6 protein-coding genes are annotated in these 18,775 nt (G+C 43.3%); 2 read left to right on the forward strand and 4 right to left on the reverse strand.

From position 1 onward, the window contains the following. Window positions 1-17 precede the first annotated feature (17 nt). A complete protein-coding gene (gene gpsB, locus A6J84_RS06145; protein ID WP_095726255.1) occupies window positions 18-344 on the reverse strand; it encodes a cell division regulator GpsB in 327 nt (108 codons plus the stop codon). 69 nt (window positions 345-413) lie between these two features. Beyond that, window positions 414-941: a DUF1273 domain-containing protein gene (locus tag A6J84_RS06150; RefSeq protein WP_070696671.1), complete on the reverse strand. Its 528-nt coding sequence runs from the start codon at window positions 939-941 to the stop codon at window positions 414-416. A gap of 66 nt (window positions 942-1,007) precedes the next feature. Here A6J84_RS06150 and recU point away from each other — a divergent pair, with 66 nt between their 5' ends. Together recU and pbp1a are read left to right on the forward strand one after the other, a co-directional pair. Then, the gene (gene recU / locus A6J84_RS06155; RefSeq protein WP_000248759.1) at window positions 1,008-1,604 is read left to right on the forward strand and encodes a Holliday junction resolvase RecU; all 597 of its coding nucleotides are present in this window, start codon (window positions 1,008-1,010) and stop codon (window positions 1,602-1,604) included. Continuing rightward, window positions 1,601-3,769, forward strand: a complete 2,169-nt coding sequence (gene pbp1a / locus A6J84_RS06160) for a penicillin-binding protein PBP1A (protein ID WP_070696674.1) — start codon at window positions 1,601-1,603, stop codon at window positions 3,767-3,769. The genes recU and pbp1a overlap by 4 nt, the downstream gene beginning before the upstream one ends. Window positions 3,770-3,936: 167 nt before the next feature. Here pbp1a and A6J84_RS06165 read toward each other — a convergent pair whose 3' ends face one another. Continuing rightward, window positions 3,937-12,189, reverse strand: a complete 8,253-nt coding sequence (locus A6J84_RS06165; protein WP_095726256.1) for an SIALI-17 repeat-containing surface protein — start codon at window positions 12,187-12,189, stop codon at window positions 3,937-3,939. 140 nt (window positions 12,190-12,329) lie between these two features. Further along, window positions 12,330-18,698 carry a SpGH101 family endo-alpha-N-acetylgalactosaminidase gene (locus A6J84_RS06170; RefSeq protein WP_095726257.1) on the reverse strand — a complete coding sequence of 2,123 codons (6,369 nt, stop codon included), beginning with the start codon at window positions 18,696-18,698 and terminating at the stop codon, window positions 12,330-12,332. Between the last annotated feature and the right edge of the window lie 77 nt (window positions 18,699-18,775).

The following is an 18,775-nucleotide window of genomic DNA, read 5'->3' on the forward strand; positions in this document are numbered from 1 at the left end:
CATTCCTTAGTCAATTATCAATCTTGGTTGTCTAAGATTTGCTTACCAAATACTTCTTTTTCGAGACGATTTAAGCGTTTCAAAATATCAAAGTTTGTCATTGAAGTAGAAGCTGTTACTTCAATAGAGTCTGGTTGAGTTGGCGCAACCTGTGGTTTATGAGATAATTCTTCCTTCAAATCAGCAATCTCTTGACGAAGGGATTTGACCAAAGCTGCGTAGGTTTCATAGTCCTTAATCACATCGTCTAGGAATTCGTCTACCTCTGCTTTGCTGTATCCACGTACTTCACGTCCAAATTCTTGTTCAAAAATATCTTTCGCTGAAAATATAATACTTGCCATGTCTCTCTCCATTCTGGGTTACTAGTATTATTATATAAAAAAAGACAAGTAAAAATCAAGGTCAAAGGCTTACTTTTCAGAAAAATTTTCTACTATTTCATTCAAGTCCTCAAATGTTAATCTTCTTGTAACATAGTCCGCTTGATTTTTCATCATTTGGTAAAAATATCGTAACTTGGTTTCGTTTTCTTCGTCGTAAAAAAGGTAACAAGTATCTGTATTTTCCAGCAGAAATTTCTGATAATCGCGTAGTTGTCCCTTGTGCTCATATTGTGGATAGGCGTATTTGACAAAATCAACCTGCTTGAACTCACTCAGTTTCGCTTGATTTGCTTCATTCCAATTACTGCCATGGGTTTCAAAATCAAAAATGGTCGCCAGCTGAAATCCATAGTCTGCTTTCATGTCTTTTGCTACCTGAAGCGCCCAGTACTCAAAGCCCAAAGTCCCTGTAAAGACAAGCCAGTTCACCCCATTCTCTGCTAGACGTTCCAGGTCTCTTCGAATGGCTGTTTTGATAATATCAACGCGAATATCCTTGTCATTAAAGAGACCAAGGTCCAAGGCTGAATAGCCTAAAATCAAGGCTGATGTCATTTTTAACCCTTTCTTTGTAAATTTATGATATAATAGAGTGATGTTATTGTACCAATAAGGAGAATTATGGTCAACTATCCACATAAAATTTCATCTCAAAAGAGGCAAGCACCCCTGTCACAAACTAAAAATTTCGCAAATCGGGGAATGTCTTTTGAAAAGATGATCAATGCTACGAACGACTACTATTTGTCGCATGGGTTAGCTGTTATTCACAAGAAACCGACTCCCATCCAAATCGTACGTGTCGACTATCCCCAACGAAGTCGAGCCAAGATCGTTGAAGCCTACTTTAGACAAGCTTCAACTACTGACTATTCAGGGGTTTATGATGGATACTACATCGACTTTGAAGCAAAGGAAACCAGGCAAAAACATGCGATACCGATGAAGAATTTTCATCCCCATCAGATCCAGCATATGGAACAAGTCCTTGCCCAGCAAGGAATCTGCTTTGTACTCCTTCACTTTTCTTCTCAGCAAGAAACCTACTTATTACCGGCTATTGACCTCATCCGTTTCTATCATCAAGATAAGGGACAGAAGTCAATGCCACTTGGATATATTCGAGAAAATGGATATAGGATTGAGCCGGGTGCCTTTCCTCAAATTCCCTACCTCGACATTATCAAAGAACATTTACTAGGTGGTAAAACAAGATGAACAAACAAACTTTTCTGCGAATAGCTAAGTATGTCAGTATCAGTCTCTTAACTGTATTTATCGCAGCTGTAATGCTTGGTGGAGGTCTCTTCCTCTACTATGTTAGCAAGGCTCCAGAACTTTCTGAAAGTAAACTAGTCGCTACAACGTCAAGTAAGATCTATGATAGCAATGACGAGCTTATCGCTGATCTTGGTTCGGAACGTCGGGTCAATGCCCAAGCAAACGAAATACCGACCGATTTGGTCAACGCTATTGTTTCGATTGAGGACCATCGCTTCTTTAATCACCGAGGAATCGACACAATCCGTATCCTAGGTGCTACCCTCCGAAACCTTCGTGGTGGTGGAGGTCTGCAAGGAGCTTCAACCTTGACACAGCAGTTGATCAAGTTAACTTATTTCTCTACGTCAACTTCTGATCAGACTCTTTCTCGTAAGGCCCAGGAAGCTTGGTTAGCCGTTCAGCTAGAACAAAAAGCGACTAAACAAGAGATCTTGACCTACTACATCAACAAGGTTTACATGTCAAACGGTAACTATGGAATGCAGACAGCTGCCCAAAGTTACTATGGCAAGGATCTCAAAGATCTAAGTATTCCTCAATTGGCTCTCCTTGCTGGTATGCCTCAGGCTCCAAACCAGTATGATCCATACTCGCATCCAGAAGCTGCTCAAGAACGTCGTAATCTCGTCCTCTCTGAGATGAAGGGGCAAGGTTACATTTCAGCTGAGCAATATGAAAAAGCGATTAATACTCCGATTACAGATGGACTTCAAAGTCTAAAATCGGCTAATAGTTATCCTCCATACATGGACAACTATCTCAAAGAGGTAATCGATCAAGTCGAACAAGAAACAGGCTACAACCTCTTAACGACTGGTATGGATGTCTACACCAACGTTGATCCTAAAGTTCAACAACATCTCTGGGATATCTACAATACCGACGAGTATGTCAACTATCCAGATGATGAAATGCAAGTAGCTTCAACGATTGTGGATGTGACAAACGGGAAAGTTATTGCTCAGTTAGGTTCTCGTCACCAATCAAGCAATGTTTCCTTCGGAATCAACCAAGCTGTTGAAACCAACCGTGACTGGGGTTCTACCATGAAGCCAATCACAGACTATGCTCCTGCCTTAGAGTATGACATCTACGACTCAACTGCTTCGATTGTACATGATGTTCCTTACAACTATCCTGGAACAGATACTCCTGTTTACAACTGGGATAGAAGTTATTTTGGAAATATTACCATCCAATATGCGCTCCAACAATCACGGAACGTTACAGCCGTAGAAACCTTGAACAAAGTCGGTTTGGATAGAGCCAAGACCTTCCTAAATGGAATCGGTATTGACTATCCAGATATGCACTATGCCAACGCGATTTCAAGTAATACGACTGAGTCAAACAAAAAGTACGGAGCAAGTAGTGAGAAAATGGCTGCTGCTTACGCTGCTTTTGCTAACGGTGGTATCTACCATAAACCAATGTATATCAACAAAATCGTCTTTAGCGATGGTAGCTCAAAAGAATACGCTGATCCTGGTACTCGTGCCATGAAAGAGACGACCGCCTATATGATGACGGAAATGATGAAGACTGTCTTAGCATACGGAACTGGTCGTGGTGCTTATCTCCCTTGGCTACCTCAAGCTGGTAAGACTGGTACATCAAACTATACAGATGATGAAATTGAAAACTACATCAAAAATACTGGTTATGTAGCACCAGATGAAATGTTTGTTGGTTATACTCGCAAATATTCAATGGCTGTATGGACAGGTTACTCAAACCGCCTTACTCCTATCGTTGGCGATGGCTTCTATGTTGCAGCTAAGGTTTACCGTTCAATGATGACTTATCTGTCTGAGGATAACAACCCTGGCGACTGGACTATGCCAGAAGGCCTCTATCGAAGTGGTGAGTTCGTCTTTAAAAACGGTGCTCGTTCTGCATGGACTGCTCCTGCTCCGCAACAAACCCCAACACCTGAAAGTTCGAGCTCGACATCAGAAAGTTCAACTGCACAGTCAAGCTCAACTACTCCAAGCACGAATAATAGTGCAAACAATAATACCAATAACCAGCAACCAAATACAACGCCTGGTCAACAAAACCAGAACCAAAATCAGAATCCTCAACCAGCACAACCATAACATTTATCACCCAGATTTTTCTGGGTGATTTTTTCATAGCACTATTGCATTTATGTGCTTAACAAAAGCCTGAGAAGACATCTTCTCAGGCTTTTTCTGTACTATAAACCTCATTGGGAAAGATAGGAAACGGATTTCGTAATCTTGTTAAGAGGTTTTACTAAATACTAGTCTTTCTTTGTTTTTGCTACAAAGAGAGCAGATAGGGCTAGGCTAACACCTGCTAGGAAGAGGGCTGTGTCAGATTGACTCTCACCTGTTGCTGGCAAGCTCTGTTTTGCTGTTTCTTGTCTAGCAATTTCTTGTTTATGATCTGGAGTCTTACCTTGATCAGAAACTAGAGTGCTAAGTTTAAACTCAGGTTTTTCTACTGTTGGAGCTGCTTGGTCGCCTACTGTCGATAATGGACCTGTGTATTCTGGAAGCTCATGTACCAGTGCCATAACAGCATTGACACCGCCATTGAACTCAGGTTTCTCTACTGTTGGAGCTGCTTGGTCACCTACTGTTGCTACTGCGCCTGTGTACTCTGGCAATTCATGCACTAGAGCCATCACTGCATTGACGCCACCCTTGAACTCAGGTTTCTCTACTGTTGGAGCAGCTTGATCACCTACTGTCGCTACTGGGCCTGTGTACTCTGGAAGTTCATGTACTAGGGCTTCAACTGCATTGACACCACCTGTGAATTCAGGAACCTCAAGAACGGGTGCTGGCTCTTCGCCCTTGCTTGACTGAACAGGTTCTTCTGTTAATTCTTGATGGAAGCTTGCCAATTCATAAAACTCAGCCTTGCCACCTTCCCAGACTAGTTTGACGTCTAGAAGAGAGCCACCATTTCGGATAGCGAAGGTTTGGAGACTAGATGTAATGGCACCGAGGTCTGTCCAACTGTCTTGACCATCCTTGAGTGTTCTAGCAAGAACACGTGCCTTAGCTCCTTCAGGAAGACTGGAAACGAGACGAAGGTGGTTAGCTTTAGTTGGTTCAGACAAGTGATACACCAATTCGCCCTTGTCTTTTTCAGACTTGTAGCTGGTCAAGACTTTGCCGTCTACAAGATTATTATAAAGGTTGCCTTGGCTTTCTCCACTACTTCCTTCTACTGTTGGATCATTGATTGGTTTGACAAATTCACCATCGTTGATGACCAATTCTGTAAAGCCTACAAAACGGGCATCATAGTCTGCTGTATAGAGGACACGGAGATAGTTAGCTTTGACTGGTGTCGCCAATTTACCCTCGATATAGCGATTTCCTGGCATCTTAGAATCATGTGTCCAACCATCTGTCAATGAATCATCGTGTGTGCTATTGGCCACACCATCTCCTACTGTCACGACATCAGTCCAAGTTTTACCGTCTTGGCTGACTTGAATCTTACCATCACGAAGATAGTTTTGCGTTCCGTCTTGGATGTAAGCTCTAATCTTCTTGATAGTGCGTTCGCTACCAAGTTTCAAGGTTACGTGACCATCTTTATGGGCGTAGTCTGAAAACTCAACGAAGTTGTTGTAAACACCGTCAAATAGTTGATCTAGGTTGTTCAGTTTACGAACATCATTGCTTCCGTATGTTGGATGAATGCCCATAGTTGTAGATTCTAGTTTGGTTGGTTGTACTTCTTTGGTTGTCACAAGGAGAGAAGTGGCTGTCACAGCTTGTTCCTGATCTGTTTTATTGACCAGACGAACATAACGTACCAAGTGGCTCACCACAGATCTGTCTGTCAACTGGCTAGCTGGTGTCCATTCTTGCGCATTTACAGAGTACTCTAGACTAAGAGCTGGGTTGTTGGCCTGACCTTTGAGCTGGATGCTCTTGATCTGATGGATACGGTCAAGCTTCATACCTAGATAGCTATGAGCAGGGAGTTTGGTTCCAGCTGGAATTTGAAGCTCGTAACTGCCTAAGCTATCCACTACCGGCGTTTCCTTCAATGATTCCACGTTGGTGTCTGTTAACTCGCTGTTTCCAGAGCGTGTCTCAACAGAGAAGTCCTGGATACGCCACCATAGGTCGAGAGCCTTGGTATTGCGGACTCGGATGTAACGAGCATTAATAGCTCTGGTCACTTCCTTGGTTTGTTCTCCTGATAGGCGATCCAACTCTTGCCATGCAGTCCCATCTGTAGAGTACTCAAGTACACCTGCGGCAAGCTTATCACCCGTTCCTTGGCGAAGTCGTACTTTAGTGACTGACTTGACTTCACCGAGGTCCAGTTGTGCCCAGGCATCTACTGGAGTTGTATTGCTTCCATCAGCATTTGCCATCATGGCTTCTGTATTGTCCTTGCCATCAGTGATTTGACGGGCTGAGGTATTTAGTTTATAAACTAGATTTGAGCTTAGACTAACTGTCGTTGCTTGTTGGCTACGAGCTTTTTCAACTGGACGGTTGACTGCAATTTCCTGAACTGCAAACCAAGTGTTCTCGCGGTCTGCTGTCGCAATCATGCGAACTGCCTTGGCCTTGATAGTGAGATTTTCAAACTTAAGAAGGGATTCATTCCCGACATAGCTTGGCTCTTTCAAGGTTACCCAGTTGTCATTTTCATCTTGATACTGCACTTCTGCCTTACTAAAGGTATCATTTGGATTAGCCTGGGTTCCCATAGCAAAGGTCAAGGTTTGAATCGATACTGGCTTGTTGAACTTCATACCAATATAATCACCTGTCTTGATGCTATTTGGTGATTTAATAATCGCATGAGTTGCCAAATCGCCATCCGTTACTTCTGCCAAACCACCTTCTACCCCTGTTCGATTGGTGATAAAGGTACTGATGATTTGATCTGGATGCAAGACTTTTTGAACTTCAGATGCCAGAACTTCTTTCAAGGATAGGATAAATGGACGAATATGTTGAACACCCAATTCAGCTTTTTCCATATGGTCTACATAATGGAAGGTGTGAGTTTGAGACTGTTCGTACAATTTCAAACCTTTATAGTAGCTATCCCAAAGTTTGGCTGCATCGTTTGTAGCCATGGCTTCAGTTCCTGTAAGGAAGGCATCAAGGGCATTCATTTGGTCGATTGCATTATCCAACCAATAGTGGATTTGGGCAACCATCTTTTTATCACCTGATGCTTTATAGAGCTCAGCTGCTTCTTTAATCTTGGCAAATTCTGCACGCAAGGCTGCACGTTCGGAAGTCACATCCTGACCTGCTTTAAGCTTGGTCATGAAGTCTGTTAATTTTGGAGCCAAGTCTACCGATTCTTCTAGTTTGACGACACGATTATCCATGTTTTGGTTGATCATGTGCTTACCAAGTTCGCGGAAGGCTGCTGATACCTTGCTATCTTCAAAATGACCATTTTCTACAAAGTTGAAGGCAATATCATTGATTTTCTTAGCTTCTTCTTCTGATTTCCACTGTTTCCATGAGTATTGAGCTCCGGCAAAGAGGGCAATCTTAGATGGTTCAGACTGTTGCATTGGGTTCAACATGATACCCGATAGCAAACTTGGATCCACGTTTGGATGAAGGAATTTCTCACCACCACCTAGAATCAAGTGTTGTTTCGAGTTATCTGTTACTGGCCAGTTAATCCAAAGTGAAACTGGGCGATAGGTCTTGCCACCTGCGGATAGATTGTTCTTGAGAGTTGAAAGGAAGCTTTCAGAGACTTCGCCCCAAATCTTACCACCCGTCAAGGTCATGGATGTTGAACTTGGGAGATTTTCATTGAGGGATTTCAACTCATCCTCACGTCCATTACCCCAATACTGTCCAGGAACAAAGATCATTTCTTTACGAAGACCGCTGTAAGTTCCCTGCATTTCAGTCAACCACTTGGTCATATCTTGCATCAAGCGGTTGTAGCTATTGTAGCCTCCGACTGGGCTTGGAGCATCATCTGCAAGGATACCAAATTCGCGGACACCCACTTTCATCAACTGGGTAAATTTAGCCTTGATGGTTGCCAAATCTTCTTGGTAATGCGCTTCATTGCCAAAGCGGATGCGGTTGTTCATGAATGGATGGATAGTCCAGACATAGCGTGTTTTACTTTGATTTCCGACACGAGCGAGTTCACGGATTTCAGCTAGTTTTTCTTCTGGATAGAGTTCACGCCATTTCTTGTTGTGGTATGGATCGTCTTTTGGTGCAAAGAAGTATTGGTTCAATTTCAAATCGCCACCATAACGCATGAGCTCTGCACGATCGGCATTCGACCATGGGTTTCCATAGTAACCTTCGATGAAACCACGGTTCTTGAGCTCTGCATAATCTTCTACTGTCACATTACGAAGGACTGGCACTTGGCTTTCCTTGAGCATGTGTTTCAAGGTTGTCAAACCATAGAAGACTGCATCAGTGTCTTTTCCGACGATGGAAATCGAATTATCCTTGATACTCAAGACATAGGCGTCAATCTTGTCAAAGAGACCTGCTGAAACATTGGACAAGTTTTGCTCTGCTTGTGAGCCTTGTCCATGCACTCCAAGATAGATATTGGTTGCGCCAGCGATTGCTGCCTTACCAGTTGTATAAGATACTTGATTGTCCTGCAAGACACTCTTCAAGCGATTGCGAGTATAGACATCGAGTTGATCGCCCATGACCAGATTGACTTGCTTACGAAGGGCTGTAACACCTTCGCCATAAGTCACTTTTTGTGGCGTTGGGAAGACCTTGTACTCTTTCTTGAGATAGTCTGCGCTCTTGCTGGCAGCCACAATGCTGTCTTCACTAGCTGGTTTACTTGCAGTGAATTGATCTGCCAATTCAACTGTTCCATCACCTGTTTGCTCTACTTTTGGTTTTTCAGGTGTAGTTGGTTTTTCTGGTTGACTTGGTGCAGGTGTTTCTTGCTCTTCTTTCACAGGTTTCAATAGATGAACTTCAGCTGCACTTGCAAAACCACCAACGCCTTCCAATACTTTCAACTCAATCTTGTTGGTATGTACCGCCGCAAAGTTGACTGTTTTTTCTTGGGCATTGTTGTCCCAGTTTCCTTCTGAAACCTTGACCATTTGGCCATCTTTTTGTGCGTAGATTTCGTAGCGAGTAACGACACCATTTCCACCACCTGGACGTGGGAGATAGGTCAAACCATTGATTTTTTCTGCTTCTTTCAAGGTCATAGTAAGAGTGTATGGCGCAGTGTCACCAGTCCACTTAGTATGCCAGAAGGTATTTGGATCATTGTCAAAGGCCTTTTCAACAGCGCCTTCAGTCGCGTTTCCTGGAAGTTGCTGACTGCTTGCGGTTGCAGTAATCTTATCATTTGAAATCAAACGAGGATTTACAAATGGTTTGTCTGACAACTCTGCGCTATGCAAGATTCCTTTGAAACCACCGATGCTTTCAAGCGGTAGTACCAAGCTATTGTGGGCAAAGCGAGGGTGGGCTGGATTTGCAATACGCTCAATCTTTTCACCATCCACATAGACTTCTGTAGATTGTGGTTTGGTCACGATGGAGATTTGATAACGTTTGTTCTTTTCAAGTTTTTTATTGAATTGGATATGGAACTGTTCAAATTGATAAGCAAGGTAGCCGTCTTTATCAGCTAGATAGATACGATTGTCCCCACTTGTTGAGAAGGTTTGTTCCCCGTCTCCAGTGACAGTTACATCAAACTTCAAGACGTGACTTGGACCAACATCACCAGCCAAGCCTTCGATACTGCTATCTTTCTCAAAAGCCAATCCCTGTTCGCTTGCCTTCACTTTCTTGCTTGCATAGTTCTTGACTGTTTCAGAATTGATGGTAAACAAGTCGCTTTGATCAATCTCTTTATCAGGATTTGACTGTGGCGCATAAGGGCTCGTTGGTAGGGTGCGTTCTGCAAAGGTCGCAGCTGCACGATCAGATCCCCAAGTGCGCTCCGCAGTAGTTTGCATGCTCTTGAAGAAGCGTTTAAAGATATCATAAGAGGTCAAACCGGTCTCATGAAGGTCGATATTGTCATTCCAAACTGCGTGCCCACCACCAATGATACTTGGATGAGAAGCTGGTAGAAGTGGACCTCCACCTGTTCTAAAATCATTCGGTGTCCAGCTATTGTACTGACGTTCGTAGTTAGCATAGTCCCCGTAGGCTGCTTGACTATTGCTTCCACTTGGCACACTATAGGTCGGTACATCCGTGATATTGATAATCTTAGCTCCCTGAGCAATGGCTTCATTTGGTCGTTGCCATCCGATACTCCAGATATCAACCTCTACTCCGTTCCAATCAACAGGAGTGTTCCCACGTTTCGCACTGAGTGAGCCCCAGATACGAGGAGTGTAACCTTTAGACTTGATATATTGGGTCAAATCATTGACATAGCGACGATAACTTTCTCTGCTACCATAGTATTCATCCGTTCCGATATGAACAGTGGACACGCCATGAAGCGGTGCATCTGGGCCATCGAGGAGTTTGTCATAAACTGATTTGACAAAAGCCAGTGTTTCATCGTATTTATTATCTAGGTCGAGCATAGCAACACGTTCAACGTTGTGTTTGCCAGCATAATCACTCAAACTACCTTGATACATGAGGTCTGGGCGGACTTTGACAAAGGACAAGGCGTGACCTGGTGTGTCAATTTCTGGCACTAGGTTGATATGCAAGGCCTTGGCAAGTTTAATCAGATTTTGCATTTCTTCCTTGGTATAATGCTCATCTGATGTCAATTTTTGACCATTCTTACCGACAATATCTGTCTCCACACGGAAACCAGTCTTAGCGTGTTCAAGTACATACTTGAGTTGTTCTTCTGGACTTAAATTCTTACCTGCCAAGTGTTCCTTTAGGAAGATATAGTTATCGTTGAGGTGCAACTGCAAGTCGTTCATCTTGTAGTAAGCCATGTTGAGCATGATGTCTACAAGAGTGTCGTAAGGGATAAATTTACGACCTGTATCTAGCATAAAGCCACGGTGGCTGAAACTTGGGAAATCACGAATTTCGCCATTTTGGAGGTTACTTTCTCCCATTTGAAGAAGGGTCCGAGTGGCGTAGAAGGCTCCTGTGTTTGTGGCAGCTTCGATGGTAATCACATCATTTTGGATAGTGATGCCATACCCTTCTTTACCATAACCCTTGTTTTCAACCTTTTTAAATTCGATTCGTTTTTGAGCTTGCTTGTCACCTGTTGCTAGTTCCAATCTACGGCTTGCAAGGTCTGACTGGTAGAAGGTTGCAGCCTGATCAAAGCCTGAATCTCCTGTCGCAAGAACTGTATCTGAAGTGATAGAAGATTGGCCTTCTTTCCCATACCATTGTTGAACAGCTGGTGCTACTTTTGGTTTAACACCCACACCTTCGTCCTGATGTAAGCCCTTGATGACTACTTCAAACTCTTTGGTAAAGGTATGACTGTCTCTGATTTGTTGGACCATGACCTTGACACGTTGGTCTGTCAAAGGCTTATAGATGTGATTTTGAAGGTCAATTACACCTTGTTTATTGCTTCCAATGAGACTGACTTTTCCTGGTAGAGTTGGTAAGACAAGAGACTGTCCATCTTCTGCTACTGTTAGTTCGGTTACTTGGCGGATATCCGTTACCCTACTATGGTCCGGAACGTTTGAATAAGCTCGAATTTCTTGGATTCCAACGTTTCTCCAGCCCATTGTGCCCGCTTGATAGTCGTTAATTTCTAACTTAAGATATTTAGCTTTGATACTTTCAGCTAGATCTACTTTCTCATCTAAAACAGGATCTCCAGTTTTGGTATGAGCGAGTTTCCATTGTTTTTCTCCATTAGCGCCCACGTCTTCTTGACCTGCGTAGTAGAGACTCCAAGATTTGATATTGGGGTCATTTTTCCCATTACGAAGACGACGATCCCAGTCTATTTCTACATGCTTGATGAGGGTAGTTTTTGGAAGAGTTAATTCAAAAGTTGGTTTTACTGCATCTCTATCTGTAGCCCAACGGGTATTGTCATCTCCATCGATAGCCTTATCTGCAGTAAAGTTGGTCCCAGTCTCATGGTTGCTTGCCTGAGCAGTAGCACCTTCGAGATGGTTGACATCTTCTCTATCTTCGATTGTCTTTTCAGCTGGTTTTACTGCTGGTGTAGTGGTTTCCGCAGGTTGTTTGTCTGCCTTTGGTGTTTCAACCGGTTTCGGCGTTTCTGCTGGCTTGGGACTTGCAGGGCTTGCCTCTGGTTTTGCCTCTTCACTTGCTGCAGGATTGGTTCCCTCATCAGTCGCTGGAGTTTCTTCATGACTTGCTTCTGTTGCAGCTTCTGCATCTGCTTTTTCAAGCGCAGCGGCTAAATCATCTGGTAACTTATCCAAGGCTTGAACATGAGTGATACTTCCCTCTGTCTCTGAAGGTGTTGCTGTTTCTGCCGCCTGAACCATATTGGCGCCAAAGATACTAGCACCAATCATAACGGAGGCTGCACCGATTGCAAATTTTCTTATACTATAGTGACAGCGTTTCTCAAAAAAATGTCTATCCATCTTTCTCCTATTCCTTTCATCCGCATACATGAGTAAGCGGTATCATTTCTCCTTTGAAAAAGGAGAGAACCAAGAGGTCCTCTCCGGCTGTTTGTTCCTATTTGATTCGAGATCTTTTGGACTTCTAAAACCAAATCTGTTTAGTCTTCTTTTCGTTTTGTCGTAAGGACTGCAGCAGATAAAGCGATACTCACACTTGCTAAGAAGAGGGCTACTTCTGAGCTGTGCTCCCCTGTAGCAGGTAGTTTTTCTTCATCTTTCGCTCCCGGAGTTTTGGTTTCAGCTACTGGACTTGGAGTGAGCGGGTACTCAGGTTTTTCAACTGTTGGAGCTGCTTGATCTCCAGCTGTAGCCAATACACCTGTGTAGGCTGGCTTTTCATTTACCAAGGCCTCAACTGCATTGACTCCACCTCTATACTCTGGAACTTCATTTGCAGCCGCTAGGACCGCATTGGCTCCACCTTTGTATTCTGGTAATTCGTGAACCAAGGCTTGGACCGCATTAACGCCGCCCTTGAACTCAGGGACTTCATGTACAGCTGCTTCTGTTGCATTGACGCCACCTTTGAACTCAGGTACATCAAGAACTGGTGGTTGTTCTTCCCCCTTGCTGCTTGTTGGAGCGTCTGGTTTCGTAGCAGAATCTTTTAATTGGTTAAGATAGTCTGCGAAGTAGGCAACCATTCTTTCCGTCAAGAGATGGTTTTCCGTCGCATATTTCATGCTCGCCTGAACTCCAGCCACTTCCTCTTGATTGTCTTTGTCTGTTAATTTCTGCGCCTTAGCCAAAGCTGCTTCATAGCCTGACAAGTCAAGAGGTGTTTCTGCTACTTGTGGACGGGTAAAGATGAGTTCCGCTGCCGATTGGTATTTATCGCCACCATCTCCGTAAGTCTTGGTACCAGTAAGGACAATTTTCTTAGCCTTGATTGTCTTGCCAAAGTCAATGTCTTTTGGCTTGTTGTTATTTGGCCAATCTGTCACTGTGAAGGTATGTTCTTTACCAGACTCATCTGTGACAACCAGTTTCACATCTCGCAAGTTTCCATTTGAATCAGAGGCACGTGGAACATAGCGAAGTCCTGTGATTTCAGTAGGTTCTTTCAAGACCATGGTTGCAGGCTTGCCTACATCTCCTCCATTCCAAGATGTATGCCATAGACTAGACACATTTCCATCAAAGGCATTCTCAAGACCTTCACCTGGTTGAGCTGGCGCATCCAAACTTTCAAAGTCTTCTGCTACCAGAGCTGTTTTCTTCTGAACCAAAGCATTCTTCAAGGCTTCAATCTTGGCAATCTCTGCACGCGCCTCTTCCACGCTAATGTCATCATCTGCCTGGCTGAGGTTAAAGACCGCCTCTTTCAAAGCATCCATAGACTCTTTCGTGTAGTTAGTCATGGCAACCGTTGGCAAGTAGTTCTTGAGAGCATTTTCTGTCAACATCTTACCTGTTAGGGTAATTTCTTCGATGTGAAGATTATCCATCATGAAGTCGTTATAACCACGGAAGTTGGCATTTCCACCAGCATCTCCACGAGTATTGCTTGCGTTACCAGTTGAGTAGATACCTACCCAAGTATCGCCTGTTTCTGCACCTGTCACGAGGAAGGTTACTTTCTTGGCTTTCTTAGAATCTGTCCAAGTATTTGGCAATTCATGCATTTCCAAGTTACTTGCTTGACTACCACGACGACCTGACTGGAATTCTCCCTTACCGACTACAAAGGCATAGGTATTGTCTGATCCTGCTTCGTATTCAAAGGTTACGCGATAAGTCTTACCTGCCTCAAAGCGGAAGTTTTGTGGGATAGTTTGGTAAACCAAGTTACGACGGCTCACTAGTCCATTTGTCTTCAATGACCAATTTCCATCAATAACATCATCGACTTTCTTACCGTTCCAACCACGCTGTGTATATGGATCGTGTTTTTCAGACAAGTGAGTGCGGTTATCTTCGACACCTTCGACACCACCTACTACAAATGGGAAGATTCCTTGAGCAACATTTTCAAAGTCTTGTTTGAAGGTTCCTTGACCTGTATCATGCTTGTCTCCGTACATGCTTGAATTGTTTTCAAAGGTACGAATTTCATCAAAGTATGTTGCTTCATCACCAGCTTCACGACTCAATGTCAGAGTGACATTTGATACGTCCGATCCAGTTGTAAAGAAGGCATACATGTTTTGGAAGTAACTTGTATCATCAACTGTAGCATTTTCACGACGATTGTTATGAGCATAAGCTTTGATATAGTTGAGCGCGAGTGACTTATTGGTGTAAGTAGTCACTTCTTTCTCGCCAGTATTCACTGTGATACTTGCCTTAGCATTACTACGGTTATCAACACCGACATAAACCGCATACTTGGTATTTGGTTTCAAGCCAGTCAGTTTCTGAGTAAGGCTGACCTTGCTCTTATTGCCTTGGATACGAAGCATTTCATTTGCTCCCTGTGATTTGACAATTTCTGCTTTAGAAGCATCACCAGAAATGGTCCAGTGTTTCAAGGTTCCACTGTTAAATCCTTGGTCATAGATGTGCATGCCTTCGCTCCATGACATTTCAGGATTGGTTTGTTTTGAACGGTAGAGAACGTATGGTTGATTTGCGAGAAGGTCTAGGGTAATCTTGCCATCTGTTACAGTTAGTTCCTGCTCTTCTGTCTTACCTTGGTCCGTTAGCTTGTAAAGGTAAACCTTGCTCTTGGCCCAATCGCTTGGAAGGGTCCAAGTTGTTGCACCAGCTTGCGTATTGAAGTAGTACATTTTTTCCTTATCAGTAGGAAGTTTCTTACCATTCGCATCCCAGTTCCAAGGAGTCAAGTAAGCTGAACCATCTTGGATGACACGTCCGTTAAGCGTTACTGTACGTTCGCGGTACTGCGGGCTATTGACATCATTTGACTTACGAGTCACAACAACCTTGTTACCTGCTGCATCGACTAGCTCAACCTTCATTTCTGGAGTCCATTTATAGGTGCTACCGTTGTCTGTCATAGTAACTGGTGTACCATTTTCCCATTTACTTACAGTGAAGTGTTGGAAGTACTTGGTCATGACATCATGGGCAAAGAGGTTAGTCACATAGCCATTGTAGTCACTTCTTCCCTGCCAACCTTCAAAGTCTTTCATGCTGTAACCACCTAGAAGTGGGTAGTTGGCTGCACCACCGTAACTTCTGTAGTCCCCAACCCAAGAATCTTTTTGGTGGTTGCGGATAAAGCGAGTGATAGCACTGTTGATACCTTTATTAGTGTAGCCACCATAGGTCAAGTCAGCTGCCCAGTGTTGGAAGGTAGAGTCGTATTCACCACCATGGCCCCACTCAATCGCAAAGCGCCAGCCTTGTTTGTTGATTTCTTTTGCAAGAACGTGGGTAGCCCAGGCACCGTTATCACCCGATTGACCATTGCCCCATACGTCCACATAGATAAAGTCGAGACCTTCACCAAGTTTTTTCTTCAAGTCTTCCCAGCGAGCCAAGCGTCCATGTGCTAGGTCATAAGCAGCATCAATGTTGATACCTTGGTCTAGCCAGTTCCAACCATAGCTGTAGCTGCCATCTGGATTCTTACGAAGAATATTTTCGTTAAAGTATTTAGACTCAGGATAGGTCTCAGAAGCGTTCACGTGAATACCTAGATGAGCTCCATATTTCTTCGCTTTTTCGATCAAGGTCTTGAAGTCTTCGACACCACCAATACGTTTACCAATATCAGCATAGTTCAAGTGTCCAGAGTCATGACCTTCACTACCATATCCTTTAAGGAGAACACCTTGCCCAAGACCATCTGTGTGGAGATTGATTTTCTTGATGCCATCCAAGGTCATAAGGAATGGGTTTTGTGCTTGAGAACCAAAGTTCATCGCGATACGGTAAGCAGTGATATCCTTGACTTTTTCCCAACCTTGAGGGTTGTTCATGATGCTACGATAAGCAATGGCACCATCTTGCCAGTCGACTTTGTTGTCAGCATTGGCATCTTCGGTGATAACAACCTTGGCACTTGGAAGTTCCTTGGTGTATTCTGGGAAAACAATGCCCTTATAAGCTTTTTCCCATTGCCATTCAGAACTTTGGATTCCCACATAGTTTTTATTTCCAACAGTTTGTTTGAATGCTGTCAAACGAGTCCAGTCATTCGAACCACCACCGTAGCTGTTTTGAGAGTTACTCCAAACACCTGCAGCAAGCTTATCTGTAGAAACAAATCCATACATGTAACCCTTAGCCAAGTTTTTCATTGGATTGGTTACAGCAATATGATCATCTCCACTGATATGAGTGTTGTTTGACATGGTTGCCCCGTCAAACTTAGCTCCAGTTTGGTCGCTTGAAACTGACACAAGTGAGTTTCCTAAGAAATTGATAGAGGAGAGAAGTTTTCTTTCATCATCAATCTTCTGACCTGGAGTGACTTGATTGTGGTTGACAATCTTGGTCACATCAAAATGCAACTGATTATCCACAACTTGCAAGCGTACTGTCATATCTGCATTGATTAAGTGAGCATCATCGCGAAGCTTCATCAAGTATTCTGCTGTTGTCTCATTGATTTTTTTGTAAGTAACTTCAGGTGTGACTTCGTGTTTGTTGATAAATACTTTATTGAATTGTTGGACTTGTCCTGGCAAGGTATGCCCGTTCAAACTGTATTCTTTAATACGTGGGAAGGCTTGGTCAATCACTGCCTTGAGTACCTTAGACTGGATCGTATCATAAGTCACCTTGCTATCGTCAACGGCCGGACCTGTTTCTTTCTGGGCAGGAGTATCATCTGATTTTACACCTTCTTGATTGTCTGTTTTAACGCTGACAACTGTACGCTCATTGCCATAGGAACCAGCTTTTAGGACGATTTTCTTCTCATTTTTGAGAGTTTCATTAACAGCTGCTGGCAAAGTGACCGTATCAAAAAGTTTCTCATCATTATTCGTTGCATTGAGTTGTCCATCTGACTTGAGGGTAATTGATAGGCGGTTAATTGATCCTGTCTCAGGCGCTGCTACACGGCCCCCCTTATACCAGGTGCTATCGGTTGGAGATTTATACTCCCAGAACCAGCCATCTTTGTCATAACCAACAAAAACATTGTTCTTGGTATCTTTAAATTTCAAGAAGACACCAAAGCGTGATTTGCCCTTTTCAGAATCATCTTTGAAGGTTAAATCAACCGTCGCATTTCCATTAGCATCAACTGTCAATCCTTGTTTTTCAAACAAGGCTGGTTTGCCATCATTGTCATTTTGGGCCGTTGAAGACAATTGATTGTAGCGAACACCCTTTTCTTCACGAATAGTGACGGTTCCTTGTTGCTCTTTATTCACTACTGTTTGCCATTCAGGAGTTACTGTCTTAGGCGTTTCAGGTTTAGCAGCTGCAGGTTTATCCTCTTTTGGTTTTTCTTCAGCCGGTTTCTCTTTCTCTTCCAAGTCTGCTGGTTTCACACTTGAAATTCCCTGCATGTGGTCTTGGATCCATTTTAGTTGAGCTGGTGAGAAGAGAATGCCGCCGCTCCGTTTTCCAACTACACCATTTTGGTGCACACCGACCAGTTTTCCTTCTGTATCAAAGATACCGCCACCACTAGCGCCCGGTTTTCCTCCTTGGTAACCAATCCCTTGGACACCTTCTCCGTATGGTTCCGCAAAATCAACTGTAGTATTGACAATCGGATTCAATTTCCCTTCTGGATAACCAAAGACATGGAGCTTATCTCCGATTTTCTTAACTACTGGCTTTTTGGTTACTTCAACAGGCGTATTTTCTAGAACTGTACGCAATCTCACAAGGGCCAAATCATTTTTGAAGCCCTTCAGGTAGCCTTCACGATCCCAATGAATAATATCTTTCTTGCTAAACTTGACATCTGGCAATCCTGGATATGAGATGCTATAGATATCTCCATCCCCTTGGTCATTATCCACAACCTTACGGATATTGCCGTCTTGGCTGTCCTTGATAAAGTTATGAGAAACCGTCAAGACAAGGTCTTTTGCAACGACAATACCGCTACCTTCTCCTGATGGCGTCTTAATCTTAACAGTCGCGCCGTAGTTTAATTCCCCGTTGGTAGTCTTAGCTACATCTTCTGGTACGAGCTTCCCAGTATCTTGGGCCAATTGATCCTTGTCAACATCACGCCCATTGTCTTCAGCCTTCTCCAACTTATCTTCTAATTCTTTTGGCAGGTTGCTTGGCTTTTCAGACTTTTCTTTTTCTTGAGCCAACAACTCTTCTTCTGTTTGAGGGCCTTCAGTAGTTTCAGCTGAACCAGGATTCTGAGCGGCAGCTTCCTTGTCAAAATCGTGCCCCTCATCACTAGCCTTCTTATCCAAATCAGCTAATTCACTTGGCAAATTAGTTGTAGAACCAACTCTTGCTTGATCAGCCAATACTGGGCTAGCTGCGAAGAAAGTCGCTCCAATCATCACCGAAGCTACTCCAAGCGTAAACTTACGAATACTGAACTTACAGCGTTTTTCAAAAAATCGTTTATCCATGAACTCCTAAATCCTTTCATTTTCCAGTAAGCGTTTACATTTCTTTTTTAAAAAATACTCCTTTCTCTGAAAGTGCT

This window comes from Streptococcus sp. FDAARGOS_256, assembly GCF_002289235.2.
Classification (GTDB): domain Bacteria; phylum Bacillota; class Bacilli; order Lactobacillales; family Streptococcaceae; genus Streptococcus.